Annotated in this window: 19 protein-coding genes; 8 read left to right on the top strand and 11 right to left on the bottom strand. The window is 74.9% G+C overall.

Translation table 11 applies throughout. The features are described from left to right. Positions 1-200 precede the first annotated feature (200 nt). The gene (locus AC0OLQ_RS22105) at positions 201-638 is read left to right on the top strand and encodes a GNAT family N-acetyltransferase (protein WP_484527822.1); all 438 of its coding nucleotides are present in this window, start codon (positions 201-203) and stop codon (positions 636-638) included. Between the two features lie 33 nt (positions 639-671). On the opposite strand, the gene AC0OLQ_RS22110 is transcribed toward AC0OLQ_RS22105, so the two are convergent. From AC0OLQ_RS22110 to AC0OLQ_RS22145, 8 genes are read right to left on the bottom strand one after another with little or no spacing between them, the layout of a single operon-like run. Further along, complete coding sequence (locus AC0OLQ_RS22110; RefSeq protein ID WP_484527823.1) at positions 672-1,919, bottom strand: beta-ketoacyl synthase N-terminal-like domain-containing protein; 1,248 nt, start codon at positions 1,917-1,919, stop codon at positions 672-674. Then, on the bottom strand, positions 1,916-3,184 hold the full coding sequence (locus tag AC0OLQ_RS22115) for a beta-ketoacyl-[acyl-carrier-protein] synthase family protein (RefSeq protein ID WP_484527824.1): 1,269 nt from the start codon (positions 3,182-3,184) through the stop codon (positions 1,916-1,918). Before AC0OLQ_RS22115 ends, AC0OLQ_RS22110 begins: the two co-directional genes overlap by 4 nt. Then, the gene (locus AC0OLQ_RS22120) at positions 3,181-3,588 is read right to left on the bottom strand and encodes a cupin domain-containing protein (protein WP_484527825.1); all 408 of its coding nucleotides are present in this window, start codon (positions 3,586-3,588) and stop codon (positions 3,181-3,183) included. Before AC0OLQ_RS22120 ends, AC0OLQ_RS22115 begins: the two co-directional genes overlap by 4 nt. After that, positions 3,585-4,292, bottom strand: a complete 708-nt coding sequence (locus AC0OLQ_RS22125) for an SRPBCC family protein (RefSeq protein WP_357340660.1) — start codon at positions 4,290-4,292, stop codon at positions 3,585-3,587. The genes AC0OLQ_RS22120 and AC0OLQ_RS22125 overlap by 4 nt, the downstream gene beginning before the upstream one ends. Then, entirely contained in the window at positions 4,289-5,818 is a 1,530-nt protein-coding gene (locus tag AC0OLQ_RS22130) for an acetyl-CoA carboxylase biotin carboxylase subunit (RefSeq protein ID WP_484527826.1), read from the bottom strand. Before AC0OLQ_RS22130 ends, AC0OLQ_RS22125 begins: the two co-directional genes overlap by 4 nt. Then, on the bottom strand, positions 5,818-6,294 hold the full coding sequence (accB, locus tag AC0OLQ_RS22135; RefSeq protein ID WP_484527827.1) for an acetyl-CoA carboxylase biotin carboxyl carrier protein: 477 nt from the start codon (positions 6,292-6,294) through the stop codon (positions 5,818-5,820). Before accB ends, AC0OLQ_RS22130 begins: the two co-directional genes overlap by 1 nt. After that, positions 6,291-8,021 (bottom strand): acetyl-CoA carboxylase carboxyltransferase subunit alpha, encoded by a 1,731-nt coding sequence (locus AC0OLQ_RS22140; protein WP_484527828.1) that lies wholly within the window; start codon positions 8,019-8,021, stop codon positions 6,291-6,293. The genes accB and AC0OLQ_RS22140 overlap by 4 nt, the downstream gene beginning before the upstream one ends. Beyond that, positions 8,018-8,350, bottom strand: coding sequence for a TcmI family type II polyketide cyclase (locus tag AC0OLQ_RS22145; RefSeq protein WP_484527829.1), 333 nt, complete (start codon positions 8,348-8,350; stop codon positions 8,018-8,020). The genes AC0OLQ_RS22140 and AC0OLQ_RS22145 overlap by 4 nt, the downstream gene beginning before the upstream one ends. 413 nt (positions 8,351-8,763) lie before the next feature. Between AC0OLQ_RS22145 and AC0OLQ_RS22150 the strand changes: the two genes are divergently transcribed. The 6 genes from AC0OLQ_RS22150 to AC0OLQ_RS22175 all read left to right on the top strand — a co-directional run bounded on the left by AC0OLQ_RS22150 (position 8,764) and on the right by AC0OLQ_RS22175 (position 14,125). Further along, complete coding sequence (locus tag AC0OLQ_RS22150) at positions 8,764-9,612, top strand: AfsR/SARP family transcriptional regulator (protein ID WP_484527830.1); 849 nt, start codon at positions 8,764-8,766, stop codon at positions 9,610-9,612. A 140-nt stretch (positions 9,613-9,752) separates the two neighbouring features. Next, positions 9,753-10,100 carry a TcmI family type II polyketide cyclase gene (locus AC0OLQ_RS22155; RefSeq protein ID WP_357340675.1) on the top strand — a complete coding sequence of 116 codons (348 nt, stop codon included), beginning with the start codon at positions 9,753-9,755 and terminating at the stop codon, positions 10,098-10,100. Positions 10,101-10,334: 234 nt separating this feature from the next. Continuing rightward, entirely contained in the window at positions 10,335-11,219 is an 885-nt protein-coding gene (locus AC0OLQ_RS22160) for a helix-hairpin-helix domain-containing protein (RefSeq protein WP_484527831.1), read from the top strand. Between the two features lie 215 nt (positions 11,220-11,434). Beyond that, on the top strand, positions 11,435-12,637 hold the full coding sequence (locus AC0OLQ_RS22165) for a low temperature requirement protein A (RefSeq protein WP_484527832.1): 1,203 nt from the start codon (positions 11,435-11,437) through the stop codon (positions 12,635-12,637). Between the two features lie 117 nt (positions 12,638-12,754). Continuing rightward, positions 12,755-12,961, top strand: coding sequence for a hypothetical protein (locus tag AC0OLQ_RS22170; protein ID WP_355643202.1), 207 nt, complete (start codon positions 12,755-12,757; stop codon positions 12,959-12,961). A 204-nt stretch (positions 12,962-13,165) separates the two neighbouring features. After that, positions 13,166-14,125 carry a TIGR03557 family F420-dependent LLM class oxidoreductase gene (locus AC0OLQ_RS22175; protein WP_484527833.1) on the top strand — a complete coding sequence of 320 codons (960 nt, stop codon included), beginning with the start codon at positions 13,166-13,168 and terminating at the stop codon, positions 14,123-14,125. A 97-nt stretch (positions 14,126-14,222) separates the two neighbouring features. Here AC0OLQ_RS22175 and AC0OLQ_RS22180 read toward each other — a convergent pair whose 3' ends face one another. From AC0OLQ_RS22180 to AC0OLQ_RS22190, 3 genes are all read right to left on the bottom strand, one after another. Continuing rightward, a complete protein-coding gene (locus AC0OLQ_RS22180) occupies positions 14,223-16,328 on the bottom strand; it encodes an APC family permease (protein ID WP_484527834.1) in 2,106 nt (701 codons plus the stop codon). A gap of 81 nt (positions 16,329-16,409) precedes the next feature. Continuing rightward, positions 16,410-16,811: a hypothetical protein gene (locus AC0OLQ_RS22185; RefSeq protein ID WP_357340688.1), complete on the bottom strand. Its 402-nt coding sequence runs from the start codon at positions 16,809-16,811 to the stop codon at positions 16,410-16,412. Between the two features lie 151 nt (positions 16,812-16,962). After that, positions 16,963-17,829 carry an alpha/beta hydrolase family protein gene (locus AC0OLQ_RS22190; protein WP_484527835.1) on the bottom strand — a complete coding sequence of 289 codons (867 nt, stop codon included), beginning with the start codon at positions 17,827-17,829 and terminating at the stop codon, positions 16,963-16,965. Between the two features lie 123 nt (positions 17,830-17,952). Between AC0OLQ_RS22190 and AC0OLQ_RS22195 the strand changes: the two genes are divergently transcribed. Continuing rightward, on the top strand, positions 17,953-18,501 hold the full coding sequence (locus AC0OLQ_RS22195; RefSeq protein ID WP_484527836.1) for a CGNR zinc finger domain-containing protein: 549 nt from the start codon (positions 17,953-17,955) through the stop codon (positions 18,499-18,501). Positions 18,502-18,504 lie beyond the last annotated feature (3 nt).

An 18,504-nucleotide genomic window follows, 5' to 3' on the forward strand; every position in this document is an offset into this window, starting at 1 on the left:
GGTGCTGACGGAACAGTACGACAGCCCTTCGATGCATTGCTACATGCAAATGGGTAGATCAATAAGGGCGGCCGGACGGATTGCTCAGGCTCGATCGGACAGGCAGGATCGACGGCACGCCGGCTCGGTAGCCCGCCGGCCGTCCGACGCTGTGCTCGGGCGCTGTGCGGTGCGGTCCGGCGGGTGTCTACGCTCGCGGCATGTTCCGTGCGGCCCGGCTCGACGACTTCCCGCAGATCATCCACCTCTACCGGCAACTGCAACCCGGCGATCCGCATGTGACGGACGGATCCGACGCGCGGGCCTTCGCGCAGATCCTGGCCACTCCGGGATTGCATCTCTTCGTGCTCGAAATGGACGGGATCGTCGTCGCCAGCACGTACCTCAACGTGATTCCCAACATCAGCCGATCGGCATCGCCCTACGCCGTCATCGAGAACGTCGTGGTCGAGGAATCGCGGCGCGGCACCGGTCTGGGCAAGCAGATCATGGCCGGCACGCTCCAGGCCGCCTGGGACGCGGGTTGTTACAAGGCGATGCTCATGACGGGATCGCGCCGGCCCGCGACCCACGCCTTCTACCGAGCCTGCGGGTTCTCCGGCGACGTCAAGACGGCGTACCTGGCACGACCATCGTGACGCGGCACCGGAAGGTGTACCGGGCCGGCCCCGTCACCTCTCGCCCGCCGGCGGGGGTGCGGCGCCGCGGAGGACCACGGCGCTGTTGAAGCCGTCGAAGCCGCGGGCCCCGACCAGGGCGATCCGGCTACGCGGCGCGCGCGGCCGGCGCAGGAAGGTCAGCTCACAACCGGGCGCGGGCTGCTCCGGGCCGGCCGAGGCGGGCAGCAGGCCGTGGTGGAAGGCGAGCAGCGCGGTGGCCGCGTCCAGCGCCGAGCCGCCCTGGTGGGCCCGGCCGGTCAGCGGCTTCTGCGTGGTCACCGGCGGGGTCGCCGCGCCGAAGACCGCGCGCAGGGCGGCCGCCTCGGCCCGGTCGTACGCGGGCACGCCGAGCGCGTCCGGCCAGATGACGTCCACGTCGTGCGGGCGGACCGCGGCCCGGTCCAGGGCCAGCCGCAGCGCCCGGGCGTAGTGGGTCGGGTCGGGGCCGGCCTCGGCGTCGGTCGGCGCGGCGTCGTGGGTGGCCGCCCAGCCGGTGATCTCCCCGTAGATCCGGGCTCCCCGGTCCAGCGCGTGCCCCAGCTCCTCCACCACGAACACCGCGCCGCCCTCGGCCGGCACGTAGCCGGTGGCGCTGGCGTCGAACGGCCGGTACGCCCGCTCCGGGTCGGCCACGTCGCTGAGCAGCCCGGAGCGGAGCTGGCAGGCCAGCGCGTACGGGCTGAGCGGGCACTCGGTCGCCCCCGCCACCACCAGCGGGGTGCCGCGGCGGATGGTCCGCACCGCGTGGGCGAGGCTGTCCAGCCCACCGGCCGACTCGGAGACGGTGACCCCGCACGGCCCCTTGAGCTGGTGCCGGATGGAGAGCTGGCCGACGCTGGCCGCGTAGAACCAGGCGATCGACTGGTACGCCCCGACGGTCCGGGTCGGCCCGCCCCAGAGCCGTTGCAGCTCCTTCTGCCCGAACAGGTTGCCGCCCGAGGAACTGGCCAGGGTGACCGCCCACCGGTACGGGTCGGGGGCCTCCTCGGGCAGGCCGGCGTCGGCCAGCGCCAGCCGGGTGGCGGCGAAGCCCAGGTGGGTCCACCGGTCGGTCTGCACCCGTTGCCGGGTGTCGGTGAACCCGGCCGGGTCGAAGTCGGGCACCTCCCCGGCGATCCGGGTCGGGTAGCCGGCCGGGTCGAACAGGGTGATCGGCCCGGTACGCCGGGTGCCGGCGAGCACCGCGTCCCAGTGCGCCCGCGCGCCGACCCCGGTGGGCGCGACCACACCGATCCCGGTCACCACGGCCCGCGCCGTCATGGGTTGACCGCCATCCGGCGGAAGATCATCGCGGACTGGAAGCCGCCGAAGCCGCTGCCCACCGACAGCGCCACGTCCACCGGCACCTCCCGCGCCTCGTTGGGCACGTAGTCCAGGTCGCACTCGGGGTCCCGGGTCGCCCAGTTGGCGGTGGGCGGGACCACGCCGTACTCGATGGCCAGCGCGCAGGCGGCCATCTCGATCGAGCCGATCGCGCCGAGCGAGTGCCCGACCATCGACTTGATCGAGCTGATCGGCACCCGGTACGCGGCCGGGCCCAGCGCCCGCTTGAACGCGGCGGTCTCGTGCCGGTCGTTCTGCCGGGTGCCGGAGCCGTGCGCGCTGACGTACGACACGGCCGACGGGGCGAGCTGGGCCTGGCGCAGAGCGTCGCTGATGGCCACGGCCATCTCCGCCCCGTCGGGGCGCAGCCCGGTCATGTGGAAGCCGTTGCTGCGGCTGGCGTAGCCGGCCACCTCGCAGTAGACGTGCGCGCCCCGGCGGCGGGCGTGCTCCGCCTCCTCCAGCACCAGCACGGCCGCGCCCTCGGCCAGGACGAAACCGTGCCGGTCGGCGTCGAAGGGCCGGGAGGCGTGCTCCGGGTCGTCGTTGTCCGGGCTGGTGGCGCCGATGGCGTCGAACGAGGCGACGGTGACCGGGGAGATCGGCGAGTCGGACGCGCCGGCCAGCACGATGTCCGCCTCGCCGTCGACGACGAGCTGGTGGGCGTAGCCGATGGCGTCGATGCCGGAGGTGCAGCCGGTGGAGACCACCTGGGCCGGGCCGTGCAGGCCGTGCCGGCAGGCCACGTCGGCGGCCAGGCTGCTGGGGATCAGCGCCTGGTACAGGTACGGCCCGCCGAGGGTGTGGTCGACCAACCAGCGCCGGCCGGAGTCGCTGACCCGGACGTACTCCTTCTCCAGCGCCATGGTGCCGCCGACGGCGGTGCCGAGCACCACGCCGGCCCGTTCCCGGTCGGCGTCGGAGAGGGTCAGGCCGCTGTCGGCGAGCGCCTCGGCGGAGCAGGCGAGGGCGAACTGCACGTACCGGTCGGCGCGCTGCCGCTCGGCGAGGGTGATGCCGGCGGCGTCCGGGTCGAAGTCGCACTCGGCGGCGATCTGCGAGCGGAACGGCGACGGATCGAAGAAGCTGATCCGGCGGGTGGCGGTGCGCCCCTCGGTAATGGTCTTCCAGAACCGGTCCCGGGTGGCGCCGCCGGGGGCGACGACGCCGACACCGGTGACCACCGTGCGCCGCCCGGTCACGACGGTTTCCGGGGTGGTGGGGCGCCCTCGGTGTCGACGTGGCCGAGTTCCGGGCGGGGGGCGAGCGGTCCGAGGTGGAAGACCACCTCGGCCGGTTCGTCGCCGGTGTTGCGGAGCCGGTGCCGCACGTCCCGGGGCACGAAGAGCGCCTCGCCCGCGGCGAGGGGCACCGGCTGGTCGTCCAGGTCGACGGTGATGACGCCGCGGGCCACGTAGAGGAACTCCTCGCTGTAGGGGTGGTAGTGCTCGGCGATCCGCTCCCCCGGCGCCAGCGTGGCCACCCCCATGAAGCCGGAGGTGCTGCCGACGGTCTTCGGGCCGAGCAGCACCCGCAGCTCGCCGCCGCGCCGCCGGTCGGCGGTGACGTCGTGGACGGAGACCCGGGCGGTGGTGGTGTCGGTCATCGCGCGCCTCCCGCGTGCGCCCGCTCGATCCGCTCCTTGATGACGGCGAGCTGGACCTTGCTGTTGGTGTTGATCCGCTCGGTCATGCCGGCGTTGTCGACCGGCGCGGTGGGCTTCATGGCGAAGTCCTGCACCCAGGTCATCCGGGTGCCGCCGGGGATCTCGTCGTAGCGCCAGTGGATCCGCATGTACTCGAACGGACCGGTCTCCACCCGCCGGGCGTGCACCTCGCGGGTGGCCGGGTCGGCCGTGCGTTCGCTGACCCAGCTCCACGACGTGCCGTTCTCGTCGGGGTGCATGGTCAGCCGGAACCGGACCGTGTCGCCCTCCCGGTGCAGGATGTCGACCACCGCGTACTCGGTGAACAGCTCGGTCCACCGGGCGACGTCGTTGGTGATCTCCCAGACCAGCGGCAGCGGGGCGGCGATGTCGACGGCGTTCTCGGTGTGCCCGGGCTGGTCCGCCTTCCGGGCCACCAGATCGGCCACGCCGGCGATGCTGAGCTGCCCGGCCTGCTCCGGGATCTTCACCCGCCACCGGTCGGCCACGACCGCGGAGAGTTCGAGCAGCGCCAGCGAGTCCATGCCCAGCTCCTCCAGGCTGGCGGCCGGGGTGCGGGCGGCCGCGTCGGCGTCCAGGCCGCAGTGGGTCACCAGGATGTCGGTGATCTCGTTGGCGAGCGGTCGGTCGGGAGCGACGGTCATCGGTTCCTCCAGGCGTTCGGGCCGGCGGCGGGCACGGCCGTGACGGGGGTACGGCCGGCCGGGTCGGCGTCGGCTCGGGTGTCGGTCACCGGGACGGGCGTGACCGGCCCGGCCCGGTCGGCGACCGGCGGAACATCGGCGACCGGCGGGCGATCGGCGGCGGCTACGGCGGCGGCGGGCGGCGTGAGCAGACGTTCCACCAGGGCGGTGGTGTGCCGCGCGGCGCGGAAGGCGGCGTCGCGCAGCACCCGCCGGGCGAACGGGATGGTGGTGCGCACCCCCGGACCGGCCACCTCGAACTCGCCGAGCGCCCGGTCGAGCCGGTCCAGCGCGCCATCCCGGTCCGGCGCCCAGACCGCCACCTTGGCCAGCAGCGAGTCGTAGTGCGGGCTGACCAGGTAGCCGACGTGGCCGTGGGTGTCGACTCGGGTGAACGGGCCGCCGGGCGGCCGGAACCGGTCGAGCCGGCCGGGCGCCGGGGCGAAGTCGCGCTCCGGGTCCTCCACGTTGACCCGGCACTCGACCGCCACCCCGCGCAGCCGGACGTCCTCCTGCCGCCAGCGCAGCGGCGTGCCGGCGGCGACGTGCAACTGCTCATGGACCAGGTCGATGCCGGTGACCATCTCGGTCACCGGATGCTCCACCTGGATCCGGCAGTTGATCTCCAGGAAGTGGCAGCGCTCCGCCTCGTCGACCAGGAACTCGACGGTGCCGGCGCCGGTGAAGCCGACCGAGAGGGCGCCGCGCAGCGCGGCCTCGGCCAGCGTGTCGAGGGTGGCCGGTCGCAGCGCCGGGGCGGGGGCCTCCTCGATCAGCTTCTGGTGCCGGCGCTGCACCGAGCAGTCCCGGGTGCCCAGGTGGATCCCGTTGCCGTGGCCGTCGCAGAGCACCTGCACCTCAACGTGCCGGGCGTCGGCCAGGTAGCGCTCGACGTACACCCGGTCGTCGCCGAAGGCGACCTGGGCGGCGGCGCGGGTGCGGGCGTACGCCCGGGGCAGTTCGGCGGCGCACCGGACCACGGTCATCCCGCGCCCGCCGCCGCCGGCGGCCGCCTTGACGATCACCGGGTAGCCGACCTCGGCGGCCACGGCGAGCGCGTCGGCGGCGGTCGGCAGGGTCCGCACGCTGCCCGGCGGCAGCGGCAGGCCGGCCCGGCTCATCAGCGCCCGCGCGGTGGACTTGTCGGCGAGGGCGGCCATCACCTGCGGCGGCGGGCCGACGAAGGTGAGCCCGTTCTCCGCGCAGATCTCGGCGAAGTCGGCGTCCTCGGAGAGGAATCCATAGCCGGGATGCACGGCCTGGGCGCCGGTCTGCCGGGCCGCCTCGACGATCGCGGCGGCGTTCAGGTAGCTCTGCCGGCTGGCCGCCGGTCCGATCTGGACGGTCTCGTCGGCCAGCCGCACCGGCAGCGAGTCGGCGTCGGCGCTGGAGTGCACCACCACCGTCCGGACGCCCAGCTCCCGGCAGGCGCGCAGCACGCGCAGCGCGATCTCGCCCCGGTTGGCGATCAGCACCTTGTCGAACATCAGGCGTCCCGTCCGGTGAGCGGTTCCAGGGCGATCAACGGCTGGTCGTACTCGACGGGCTTGCCGTCCTCCACCAGCAGCTCGACGACCCGCCCGGCCTGGCCGGCGGTCACCTCGTTCATCAACTTCATCGCCTCGACGATGCCGACCACCTGGCCGGGCCGGACCACGTCGCCGACCGCCACGAACGGGGCGGCGCCGGGCTCGGGGGACCGGTAGAAGGTGCCCACCACGGGCGCCCGCACCACCGGCCGGTCCGTCGCCGGCACCGCCTCGACCCGCGGCTCGGTGACCGGCTCCGCCTCGGCACGCGGCGCGGGCGCCGGCCGGGCCGGGCCGTGCCACTCCACCTCGAGCACGGTCTCGCCGCTGCGCAGCCGTACCCGGCGCACCGGGCCGGCCAGTTCGGCGACCAGCTTGCGGGCGTGCCGGCTCAACCCGTCCAGCACCTCCTCGGGCCCCGCCTCCGCGCTCACCGCGCCACCTCCGTTCGTGTCCGACTCCCGATCGCCCCGCCCGGCGGGTTCGTGGCGGCCGAGCGCGCGGCGCCGAAGCGGCGGAAGCGCTGCCGGCGGCGGCGGACCAGGGTGGCCGGCGGCACGGCGAGCAGCGGGGCGAGGTTCGCCGCCACCGCCCGGCCCAGCAGCTCGGCCGCGCCGGCCGGGTCGCCGTGGGCGGCGGGCCGCGGCTCGGGCACCACCTCGTCGACCACCCCCAGCCGGCACAGGTCGGCGGCGGTGAGCCGGAGCGCCCGGGCGGCCTGCGGCGCGGCCGAGCTGTCCGGCCAGAGGATCGCGGCGCAGCCCTCCGGGCTGATCACCGAGTAGACGGCGTGCTCCAGCATGAGCACCCGGTCGGCGACCGCGAGGGCGAGCGCCCCACCGCTGCCGCCCTCGCCGGTGACCACCGCGACGACCGGCGTGGGCAGCACGCTCAGCGCGAGGATGTTCTCCGCGATGGCGGCGGCCTGGCCCTGCTGCTCGGCGTCCACGCCCGGGTCGGCGCCCGGGGTGTCCACCAGGGTCACCACCGGCAGGCGGAGCCGGGCCGCGAGGCGCATCAGCCGCAGCGCCTTGCGGTGCCCGGCCGGGCTGGCCATGCCGAAGTTGCGGGCCACCAGCTCGGCGGTGGTGTGTCCCTTCTGGTGGCCGATCACCATCACCGGCCGGCCGTCCAGCCGCGCCACCCCGCCGACGACCGCGGGGCAGTCCGCGCCCAGCCGATCGCCGTGCAGCTCCACGAAGCCGTCGAAGGCGGTCTCCAGGTAGTCGAGGGTGGTGGGCCGGCCGGGGTGCCGCGCCGTGCGTACCGTCTCCCACGCGTCCCGGGCCGGGCCGCTCGCCGCGGGCGCGGCGGCCGGTCGCGGCGCCGGCTCCTGCCGGGGTACGGGCACCCGCCGGGCGGCCTCGGCGGCGGCGAGCAGCGCGGTCAACCGGCCGCGCAGCGCGTGCCGGGGCACCACCAGGTCGACCTGACCGTGCCGGAGCAGGAACTCGGCGGTCTGGAAGCCCTCCGGCAGCGTGGCGCCGGTGACCTGGCGGATCACCCGGGGCCCGGCGAAGCCCAGCCGCGCGCCGCTCTCGGCGAGCACCACGTCGGTGTTGGTGGCGAAGGAGGCCGCCACCCCGCCGTACGTGGGGTCGGTGATGACGCTGACGGTGAGCAGCCCCGCCTCGCGCAGCCCGGCGACGGCCTGGCTGACCGTCGCCATCTGCATCAGCGACAGCGCGCCCTCCTGCATCCGCGCCCCGCCGGAGGCGGTGACCAGCACCAGCGGCGTGGCGTCGGCCAGCGCCCGCTCCGCGGTCCGGGTGATCAGCTCGCCGACCGCGCAGCCGAGGCTGCCGCCGAGGAAGCGGAAGTCCATCACCGCCAGGGCGACCGGGTGGCCGCCGACCCGTGCGGTCCCGCAGAGCACCGCCTCGTCCAGGCCGGTGGCGGCGCGGGCCGCGCCGAGCCGGTGCGGGTAGGGCAGCGCGTCGACGAACCCGATCGGGTCGACCCGCACCGCCGGCTCCGGCAGCGGGGTGAACGAGTCCGGGTCGACCAGCTGTGCCACCCGGTCCGGCGCGTCGAGCCGCGCGTGCGACCCGCACTCCGGGCAGACGTCGAGGTTGCGCCGCAACCGCTTGCGGTAGAGCAGGGAGGCGCAGCCGTCGCAGCGGGACCAGAGCTGCTCGTCCTGGGGCGCGGTGGTGGTCACGACTGCCGCCCGGGGGCGTCGTATCGGTAGAAGCAGTGGGCCATGGCGTCGCGCGGCGAGCGCCAGGTCGGCAGGTACGGCGAGATGTACGGCCGGAGCCGCTCGCTGACCCGGACGAACTCGGGATGGCCGCGCGCCTCCTCCACCGCCCCCTGCGCCGGCGCCTCCGTCTCCAGGAGATGCACGTAGAGGTCGTGCAGCCGGTAGAGGGAGCGGTGCCGGACGCCGACCAGGCCGGGCAGTTCGGTCGCGTCGGACGCGGCGAAGATCTCGGCGACCCGATCCTCGGCGGTCGGCACCACCTTGGCGACGATGAGCGAGCGGTCCATGCGCAGCCTCCCCTGAGTGCGTCCCGGTGCGTGACGACCGGTCTCGCCGGACGACTGGCGACACGGTGCCGCCGGCACCGTCAACGCGGCGTCAACCGGCCACCATCGGCCCGGGAAGTCGGTGACGCTGCGTTGACGCAAACTGTGCGGTAGCTGTGGGAAGATCGAATTCGCGAATAGATGACGACACTTCTTCGCAGTTCACAGGGCGTTCGTTCGGCCATTACGGACGGTCAGCAAACCGACGCGCCGTTGACGCAGAGTAACAAGTGTTGATATCCTCCGTACCGGCCAGCCCGGCCACAGCGGGCTTTCTCCGCCACGGCGGAGCCGTTCCGACACCGGCGTCGCGGGCAGCCGAGCCGGGCAACAGAGGACGGTCGGGACGAGGGTTCCGTGCAGGGGGTGCACCCGTGTCCGGTGGATCGAGGATGCCGACGGCGGGAGACCCCGTCCCACGGGTGTCGCTGCACCTGCTCGGCGGGTTCCGGCTGCTCCACGACGACGACACCCCGGTGGTGGTGCCCCGGGGGCTGCAACGGGTCATCGCCCTCATCGGGCTGCGCCCGGGCGCCACCCGCAGCCACCTCGCCGGGCTGCTCTGGCCCGAGACCTCCGAGGACCGGGCACTCTCCTCGCTGCGCACCGCGCTCTGGCGGCTCCGGCAGGATCCCTGCTGTCCGCTGTGCACCGACGGTGACACCGTCCGCCTCGGCCCCACCGTCCACCTCGACGTCGACGAGCTGGTCGCGACCGCCGCCCGGGTACGCGAGGGCGAGGTGCCCCGGGGCGCCGCCGGCGCCGGCCGGCACGATCTACTCCCCGGCTGGTACGACGACTGGGTGCTGCTGGAGCGGGAACGGCTGCGTCAGCTCCGGCTGCACATGCTGGAGGAGCTCGCCGGCAACCACCTCGCCGCCGGCCGGCACGGCGAGGCGCTGGAGGCGGCGCTGGAGGCGATGGCCGCCGAACCGCTGCGGGAGACCCCGCACCGCCTGGTGGTCCGCATCCACCTCGCCGAGGGCAACGCGTTCGAAGCGGTGCACGCCTTCTACGTCTACCGGGACCTGCTGCTGCGCGAGCTGCGCCTGGAGCCGTCCCCGGCCATGTGCGCGCTGCTCGACGACACCCTCGCCCCGATCCGGCGGGCCAGCCGGCGGGAGGCCCCGCCGCGGCGCGCCGACCGGACCAACGCCCCCGGCCGCCCGGCCGGCCCCACGTCGCGCGGCGCGGCCGCACCCACCACGCCGCACCCCCGCTGACCCTCACCGGCGTCACCATGGCCATCAATGTCACGGGACGGGCCGTGACGGCCAGGTGACAGCCGGCCCGCCAGGGTGGACCGCACGGTGACCGACCCCCTGGGCCGGGGTCGGCGCACCCAGCGGCGGAAGGGGGCCCGATGAGTCGACTGTTGGTCGTCAGCCGGATCGTGCCGGGGGCGCAGGGCCGGGTGGCACAGATCTTCGCCGAGTCCGACGCCACCGAACTGCCCCGCCTCACCGGCGTACGGCACCGGTCGCTGTACTACCTGCACGACCTGTGCGTGCACCTCATGGAGACGGTCGACGTCGACCCGGACGTGGCCGCCGAGGTTCGCGACAACCCGTTCTACCAGCAGGTCAACGAGCGGCTGTCGGCGCACATCTCGCCGTACCTGCGCACCTGGCGCTCCCCCCGCGACGCCGTGGCCGGCTGCTTCTACAGCTGGGACGCGGCCGGCCTGCCCGCGCCCGGCCGGATCTGCTGAGCGATCCGCGGGAAGACCGGGGCGTCCCGGACCCTCGAACGGCACCAGGGTCCGGGGCGCCCCTTTCCGCGCCCCGCGCGGCACACGCTCGGTCATCCCGCGGCCACCGGCCGGCACCGCCCGTCCCACCAGCGACGGCAGCCGCCGACCACCCTGTCGCCGCGCGCGTACGTGTGCGAAGCTGCCCCGGGTTTTCTCGCGATTGTCGTTCACGTACATAGGAGGAGGTTGGCCATGCCGACGAGCTTCGGGCAGTGGCTGGTCGTGATCCTGGCCCTGCTGGTGGGCCTGGTCATCGGGTGGGTGGTGAGCGGCCGTCGGAGCGCCGCCGGCACCGGCACGCCCACGGTGGAGGGTGCCGCCGCCCCGGCGCCCGAGGTGACCGCCACGGTCGACCGGGAGCGGCCGGAGGCGGTGGTCGACGAGGTGCCGGCGCCCGTCGCGGTGACCGAGGAGGCGGCCCCGGTCGAGCAGGACGCTCCGCCGGCCGCCGCCACGCTGGCCGCCGAGGCCACCACCCTGCCGTCCGCCGAGCCGGTGACGGTCGCCGAGCCGGCCGGGATCGACGAGGAGCCGGCCCTCGCGGCCGAGCCGGTGGCCGACGAGGCGCAGCCGGTGACTCTGGCCGGCGCCGAGCCGGCGATTGCCGACGAGGCGACCGAGCCGGCCCGGACCGCGCCGGAGCCGGTCGCTGCCGACAAGGAGCCGGTCGCGCGTCCGGCCGCCGTGACCGAGCCGGAGCCGGCCGCGGAGCCGGTGACCGTGCCGGCCGACGAGCCGGTCGCCGAGACCGAGCCGGTCGCGCCGGTGGCGGTGCCCGCGCCGCGCGCCGCGGTGGAGGACGCGGCTCCGGCCCAGGTGGACGCCGCCGGCCCGGACGACTTCCGGCGGATCCAGGGCATCGGGCCGAAGATGGCTGCGGCCCTCCAGGCCGCCGGCATCCGCACCTACCAGCAGCTCGCCGAACTGGACGAGCCGGTACTGCGGGAGACCGTCAAGGCCGCCGGCCTGCGCGCCGCGCCGGGCCTGGCGACCTGGTCGCAGCAGGCGAAGGTGCTGGCCGGTGCCCGCGCCGAGGCCGAGCGGGTGCTCCCGGTCGGCACCGGCGAGGACGCCTGATCCGACGCCCGGGCCGGTGGTGACCGACGGTCACCGCCGGCCCGCGGCGTGTCCGGCGGCCGTCGGCCCGGGCGGGCTGATCGGCCGGTCACCGGCGCGGCGCCCCGGACGAGCGTGAATGCCGGAAACCCGGCACGGGTGCGGGCGGGCTCGCTACGGTCGGGTGCGGGGCCGGACGGGCCCGCCGCGCGATCCCGCCACCGCAGGAGCAGCTCGTGCCCACCGCCACGCCGGAGCAGCCCGCCGAGCGGCGGCCCCCGGTCCGCGATCCCGAGGCACCGCGCCGGGTGACCCTGCTGGAGCTCTTCTTCGACCTGGTGTACGTGGTCGCGCTCTCCCTCATCTCGCGCGGCCTGATCACCGAGGTGAGCTGGGAGCGGGGCCTCCAGTCCCTGATCATGCTGATGGCGATGTGGTGGACCTGGGCGATCACCACCCTGGTCACCGACATGTACGACCCGCAACGCCCCGAGATCAAGCTGCTGATCATCGCGGTGATGTTCGGGGCGCTGCTGATGACCACCGCCATCCCGGAGGCCTTCGGCGCCCGCGGGCTGGTCTTCGCCGGGACGTACGTGGCGATCCATCTCGGACGCGGGTTGTTCCTCATGCCGACGGTCCGGCGGGACCGGCAGACCCAGCGCCGGGCGGCCCGCATCTTCCTCTGGTTCGCGGTCTCCGCGATCCCCTGGATCATCGGCGCCAAGGTGGGCGGCCACGCGCGCGAAGCGCTCTGGGCGCTGGCCCTGGGCATCGACTACCTCGGTTTCCGGCTCGCGTACCCGGTGTTCGGTCTCGGCGTGGTGCCGGACGCCCAGCGCAACGTCACCGCCGAGCACCTCTCCGAGCGTTACCAGCAGTTCTTCATCATCGCGCTGGGCGACGCCATCCTGGTCACCGGCACCGTCTTCAGCCTGCACCACTCCGAGGCGGAGAACCTCGCGGCGTTCGCCACCGCGTTCGGCACCACGCTGCTGCTCTGGCGGATCTACGTGCACAAGTCCGGCGAGCTGCTGCCGCACGCCATCGCCATGTCCAGACAGCCGAGCAAGTTCCTGAACACGGCCCCCTACACCCACCTGCTGATGGTGGCCGGGGTGGTGACCAGCGCGGCGGGCTTCGACCTGGTGCTGCTCGAGCCGACCGGGCGCACGCCGCCGGCCTGGCTGGGGGTCATCCTCGGTGGGCCGGCCCTCTTCCTGGCCGGTCGCGCAGCCTTCGAGTACGAGGTGTTCAGCCGGGTGTCGCTCTCCCGCCCCGGCGGCGTCCTGGCGTTGGCCGCCATCGCACCCGGCCTGCTGTTCCTCGCGCCGATCTACGCCGCTCTCGGGGCGATGCTGGTGCTGGGCGGGGTGGCCCTCGCCGACCACCTGCGCAGCCGGGGCCGGCCGCCGGAGGACCCCACGCCGCCGCACTGAGCCACCCCCGATGGTCGAAATCGGCCGCGCCGCAACGGCGGCGCCGTTTGACCGTTCACCCGATCTGGGTACATGGCCTCCACCTCGAACCCACCACAACCCCAGTGGAGGCAACCCATGCGCGGCACCTCGATAGTCGGCGTCCTGGTCGTCATCTGGCTCATCATCGGCGCCATCGCCGCGGGCCAGCGCGGTTACTACGGCAACGACGACACCAACTGCGCCGAGGCCGGCACCATCCTGGTCACCATCGTGGCCGGCCCGCTGAACTACATCGGCGCGAACCCCAAGGTGGACTGCGAGCTCCCCCAGCCGTCCAAGTAGGCCTGACCCCGCACCATTCCGGCCCGCGCCCGCTCCCCCGGTGCGCGGGCCGTTCCGTGCCCGCCGTACGCCGGGTCACCACGCCTGGGCCGTCCTAGGAGGCTGGGTCCCTCCCGTCGGCGGTCGGTGGCGGGCGGGCGTTTGCCCCGCCGCCGGGTGGGAAGGGCAGCGGTCCAGCGGCGCGGGGGACGGGAGACCAGGGCGATGCAGATCGGCTACAAGCTGGCCTCGGAGGCCTTCGGCCCGCAGGAACTCATCCGCCAGGCGGTCCGCGCCGAGCAGGCCGGCTTCGACTTCGTCGAGATGAGCGACCACTACCACCCCTGGCTGGAGGTGCAGGGGCACTCCTGCTTCACCTGGAGCGCGCTCGCCGCCATCGCTGCGAAGACCAGCACCCTCGGCCTGGCCACCGGGGTCACCTGCCCCTCGGTCCGCTACCACCCGGCGATCATCGCCCAGGCCGCGGCCACCATGGCGCTGATCTCCGACGGGCGGTTCACCCTGGGCGTGGGGGCCGGCGAGCGGCTTAACGAGCACGTGGTCGGGCAGGGCTTCCCGAGCGTGCGCGGCCGGCACGAGCGGCTGCGCGAGGCCCTGGAGATCATCCGGCTGCTCTGGCAGGGCGGCTACCAGTCGTACGAGGGCAGGCACCTCCAGCTGGAGGACGCCCGGGTCTGGGACCTGCCGGAGACCCCGCCGGTGATCGCCGTGGCGGCCAGCGGACGGTCCTCCGCCGCGACGGCCGCCGAACTGGGCGACGGGCTGTTCGCCACCGAGCCGAAGTCGTCGATCGTGGCGCACTACCGCGAGGCCGGCGGGCAGGGGCCGCGCTACGCGGAGGTGCCGCTGGCCTGGGCCGCCGACGAGGAGCAGGCGGTTCGCGCGGCGAAGGAGACCAGCCGGTGGGCGGTCACCGGATGGAAGGTGATGAGCGAGCTGCCCAACCCGGTCAACTTCGACGCGGCGACGGTCTGGGTGGAGGACCAGCACATCCGGCAGCAGTTCTCGGTCGGGCCGGACCCGGCGCCGCACCTGGCGAAGGCGCGCGGGTACGTCGAGGCCGGCTTCGACCACATCGTGCTGCAGAACGCCGGCCCGGACCCGGACGGCTTCCTCGACTTCTGCGCGGACGGCTTCCTCGCCCAGGTACGCGCCCTCGCCTGATCGGCCACCGGTAGCCGGGCGCAGCCCGGGGCGGCGGGCGGTCGGCGTACCCGCTCCGGGGTCGGAGCGGGACGGAGCCGCCGGCCCGCGGCGGCGCTCAACCACCGACGTGGATGCCGGGGCGGCGGCTGGGGTCCGGCTCGGACTTGCGGATGATCTCCCGGACCACCGGCGGGGTGTCGCCGCGCCCGAGGATCAGGTAGCGCAGCAGGTGCGCGATCGGGTTGCCCTCGGACCACTCGAAGTGGCAGTGCGGGCGGACCCCGGTGGCGTCGCGCAGTGCCAGCAGGATGGCCGCGATGGCGTTGGGCGCGGCCGGGCTGTTGGCGCGCAGGATCCGGTATCCGCCGACCTCCACCCCGTGCACCCGCAGCACCTCGCTGAACCGCGAGGGGTCGCTGATGTCGATCTCCAGGAAGAGCACGTCGGCGGCCCCGGGCACCGGGTTCATGCCGCGCTGTGCGCGCTCCTTGAGCCGGTACTCCTTCAGCGAGCCGCTCTGCCGCTTGTTCGCGATCAGGTGCAGCCGGCCGTCGTGGGCGATCGACTCGGCGATGAAGCGCCGCGCCGCGTCGTCGAACTCGATCCGCTCGGCCCGCAGCTCGGTGGTCCGGGACACCCGGGAGATCAGCGAGACGGCCACGATGCCGGCGATGAAGAACCCGGAGATGGTGATGCCGTCCGGCTTCTCGATGACGTTCTCGGTGAGCGCGTAGAGCAGCACCAGGGTGAGCACCGCGAAGCCGCCGGCGGCGAGCCGGTGCCGCGCCCGGTAGGCGGAGATGGTCACGGCGATCGCGCCGGAGACCATCATGGCCAGGATGCCGGTGGCGTACGCGCCGGCCTGGGCGTTGACGTCGGCCCGGAAGGCGAGCGTGATGGCGATGCTGATCGCGGTGTAGACCAGCACCACCGGACGGACCGCCCGGCCCCATTCGGGCGCCATGCCGTAGGAGGGCAGGTAGCGGGGCACGATGTTGATCAGGCCGGCCATCGCGGAGGCGCCGGCGAACCAGAGGATCAGGATGCTGCTGATGTCGTAGACGGTGCCAAACGCCTCGCCCAGGTGCTCGTGGGCCAGGAAGGCCAGCGCCCGGCCGCTGGCCTTCCCGCCCGGCGCGAACTCGTCCGCCGGGATCAGCACGGTGGTGACGAAGGTGGTCGCGATCAGGTAGACCGACATGATCAGCGCGGCGGTGGTGAGCAGCCGGCGGGTGTTGCGGATCCGGGCGGCGAGCCGCCGCTCGACGTCGCCGCCGTCCCCCCTGACCAGCGGCATCATGCTGACCCCGGTCTCGAAGCCGGAGAGGCCCAGCACCAGCAGGGGGAACGCGAGCACGCTGGTCGCCAGCACGTCGCCCCCGCCGCCGACCCGGGTCAGCCGGTCGGTCCAGTCGCCGAGCGTTCCCGCGTCGGCGGCGACCTCGGCCAGGCCGGCCACCACGATCACCGCGTTCAGCGCGAGGAAGATCGCGACGAGGGGGATGGCGACCTGCACGGCCTCGCTGAACCCCATCAGGAACACCCCGCCGAGGATGAGCAGCAGCACCACGGTCACCAGCACCGCGGCGGTGGTGCCGTGCGGGAACGACTCGGGCAGGATCGGGTTCTCCAGCAGGTGCACGGTGGCGTCCGCGGCGGAGAGCGTGATCGTGATGATCCACGAGGTGGCCACGAAGCCGAGCAGCACCAGCACGAAGAGCTTGCCGCGCCAGAACGGCAGCAGCCGCTCCAGCATGGCCACCGAGCCCTGCCCGTGCGGGCTCTCCCGGGCCACCCGCCGGTACATGGGCAGCATCCCCAACAGGGTCAGCGCCACGATCAGCAGGGTCGCGAGCGGGCTGAGCGCACCGGCCGCCACGGCCGCGATGCCGGGCAGGTAGGACAGGGTGGAGAAGTAGTCGACGCCGGTCAGGCACATCACCTGCCACCAGGGGTGCCGCTTGGCCTGGGGCTCACGGGTCTCCGGGCCCTCCGGCTGCACCCGGTGCTGGAACAGCCAGCGGGTCAGCCGGTTGGCCGGCTCGGCCGGCCGGACCGGGCTCGCCACTCGCGCCGGGACCGTCGGGGCTCCCCCGCGGACGCGGTCGCCGCGCTCCGGGTCGCGGGCGGCGCGCAGCGCCCGGTCCGCCGGTGTCGACTGCGCGTGGTGGCGGCGCCCCCGCGTCCGCCGGGGCTGCGCCCCGTCCCGTGCCTCCGCCATGTGCACCCCTTCAGGCCCTGAATCGACCGTAGGCGGTACCCAGGGCGCGACCCGGCCGAACCGGGCAAGCGGAGCAGCGGATCAGGACGGGCCGGCCAGGGCGTCGCGCAGCGCCTCCGGGTCGGTCACCGTCACGGTGACGGCCGGGTGGCGCGGCCAGGGGCCGGGGGCGAGCGCCGGCACCGGGACGGCGAGGCGGATGCAGACCCCGGCGGCCACGCCGGTGCCGAAGGTGACCCCGCCGTCGGCCAGGGACAGGTGCGGGCCGACCGCCCGCCACCAGCGGTACGGGCCGCCGAGCTCCACCCCGCTGACGTTGTCCCGTGCGGTGCGCAGCCGCCAGGGGCCGAACCGCACGGTCAGGTCGTCCGGGCCCAGCTCGACGCGGGCGGTCTCCGGCCGCACACCGAGCAGGGCCAGGGGCAGCCGGAACGCCGGGTCGAACCGGAAGGCGAAGCGGCGGACCGGCTCGGTGTGCGGCATGGCCGCCGGGTACCCGGTCGGGCCGCGCCGACACCCGGCCGCGCCGGCCCGGCCGCTCCCCATCGTCAGCCCGGGCCGGCCCAGCCGCTCCCCCGCGGGCCGGGACCGGCCGGCGCCCCCCAGCGCCGGCCGGTCCCGTGGTCGCCTCGGGTCATCCGCGCAGCCCCAGCCGGCCGGCCAGCCAGGCCAGCCGGTCGTCCCGGGTGCGGGCGGCGCCCAGGTCGTGCTCCTCCTGCGGGTAGAGCGACACCCTGGCCTGCGGCGCCGCCGCGGCGAAGGCCGCGCGGGTCTCCGCGCCGACGAACCGGTCCGCGCCGGCGAACTGGAGGTACGCCGCGGCGCCGAGCCGCCCCACCAGGTCCACCGGGTCCAGCCCGGCGAAGACCGCCCGGTAGGCCGCCCGCTCCCCGGCCGGCAGCTGGAGCCAGTAGCGGTCGAACCAGTTGGCCCAGGTGGCGTCCGGGGCGAGCAGCACCGCGGTGCGCAGTCCCGGCTCGCGGGCGGTCAGGTCGACGGCGTACATGGCGCCGTAGTCGTGGCCGACCACCGCGGTGCGGTTCCGGTCCACTCCCGGCTCGGCGATCAGCCGCCGGTACGCCGCCTGCACCGCGTCGAGCTGGGCGGTGACCGCGGCCCGGTCGCGGGCGTCGCCGACCGGGTCGCCCGCCCAGGGGAAGGTGAGCTGCGGCAGCACCGAGACCACGCCGCGGCCGGCCAGAACGGTCGCCTCGGCCAGGAACTCGCCGCGGTCCTGGCTGGCCCGGCCCGGCTCGAACCAGTGCAGGTCCAGCACCCCGGCCAGGCCGGCGCCGGAGCGCTGCGGCCGGACCAGCCAGGCCCGGACGGCCGGCTGCCCGGCCACCGGGATCTCGATGTCGCGGACCACCGTGGCCGGCACGTGGTCTGCGGCCGCCGGGGCCGGCTCGGCGGGCGCCTCCGCGTAGGCCCCGCCGGCGCCGGCCACCGCGCCGGCGACCAGCAGCGCCGCCACGGACACGAGGACGGGCAGACGTCGCATACGCCACCTCCATAAGTTTTTAACGGAGTTTTATAACTGACGACGCTAGGATGGCGGGCGGCGATCGGTCAAGCGCGGAGGGACGGCGGGCGTGTCGGCAACCGGACGAGCGAGAAGGCGCCGATGAGCGCCGTGCCACCCCTGGAGCCCGCGCTGCGCCTGGCCATCGCGCTGCTGCACAGCTACTGGGTGCTCCAGGACCCGGTCGATCAGCTATCGGTGGCCCGGCTGCGGGCCACCGCCCGGGAACTCGGCCTCGCCGAGGTCGCCGACCCGCTCACCGACGCGGACCTGCCCCGGCTGCGCGAACTGCGCGACCGGCTCCACCGGGTCTTCGCCGCGCCCGACCCGGCCGCCCGGGTGGCCACCCTCAACGGGGTGCTGGCCGAGGTGAGCGCCGGCACTGCGGTCGAGCCCGGGCCCGACGGCACTCTGCGACTCACCCCGCTGCCCCGGCCCGGCCCGGTCGGGCCGTTCGCCGCCCTGGTCACCGGGGCGCTCGCCCGGGCCGCGGCGACCGGCGGGGCGGAGCGGTTCGGCGTCTGCGCGGCCGACGGGTGCGACGCGCCCTACCTGGACCGGACCCGGGCCGGCCGGCAGCGCTACTGCTGCGAACTGTGCAACAACCGGGCCGCCGCCGCGGCGTACCGGGGGCGGTCCCGGCGCGGCTGACCG

This window comes from Micromonospora sp. Utrum1 (genome assembly GCF_057197805.1).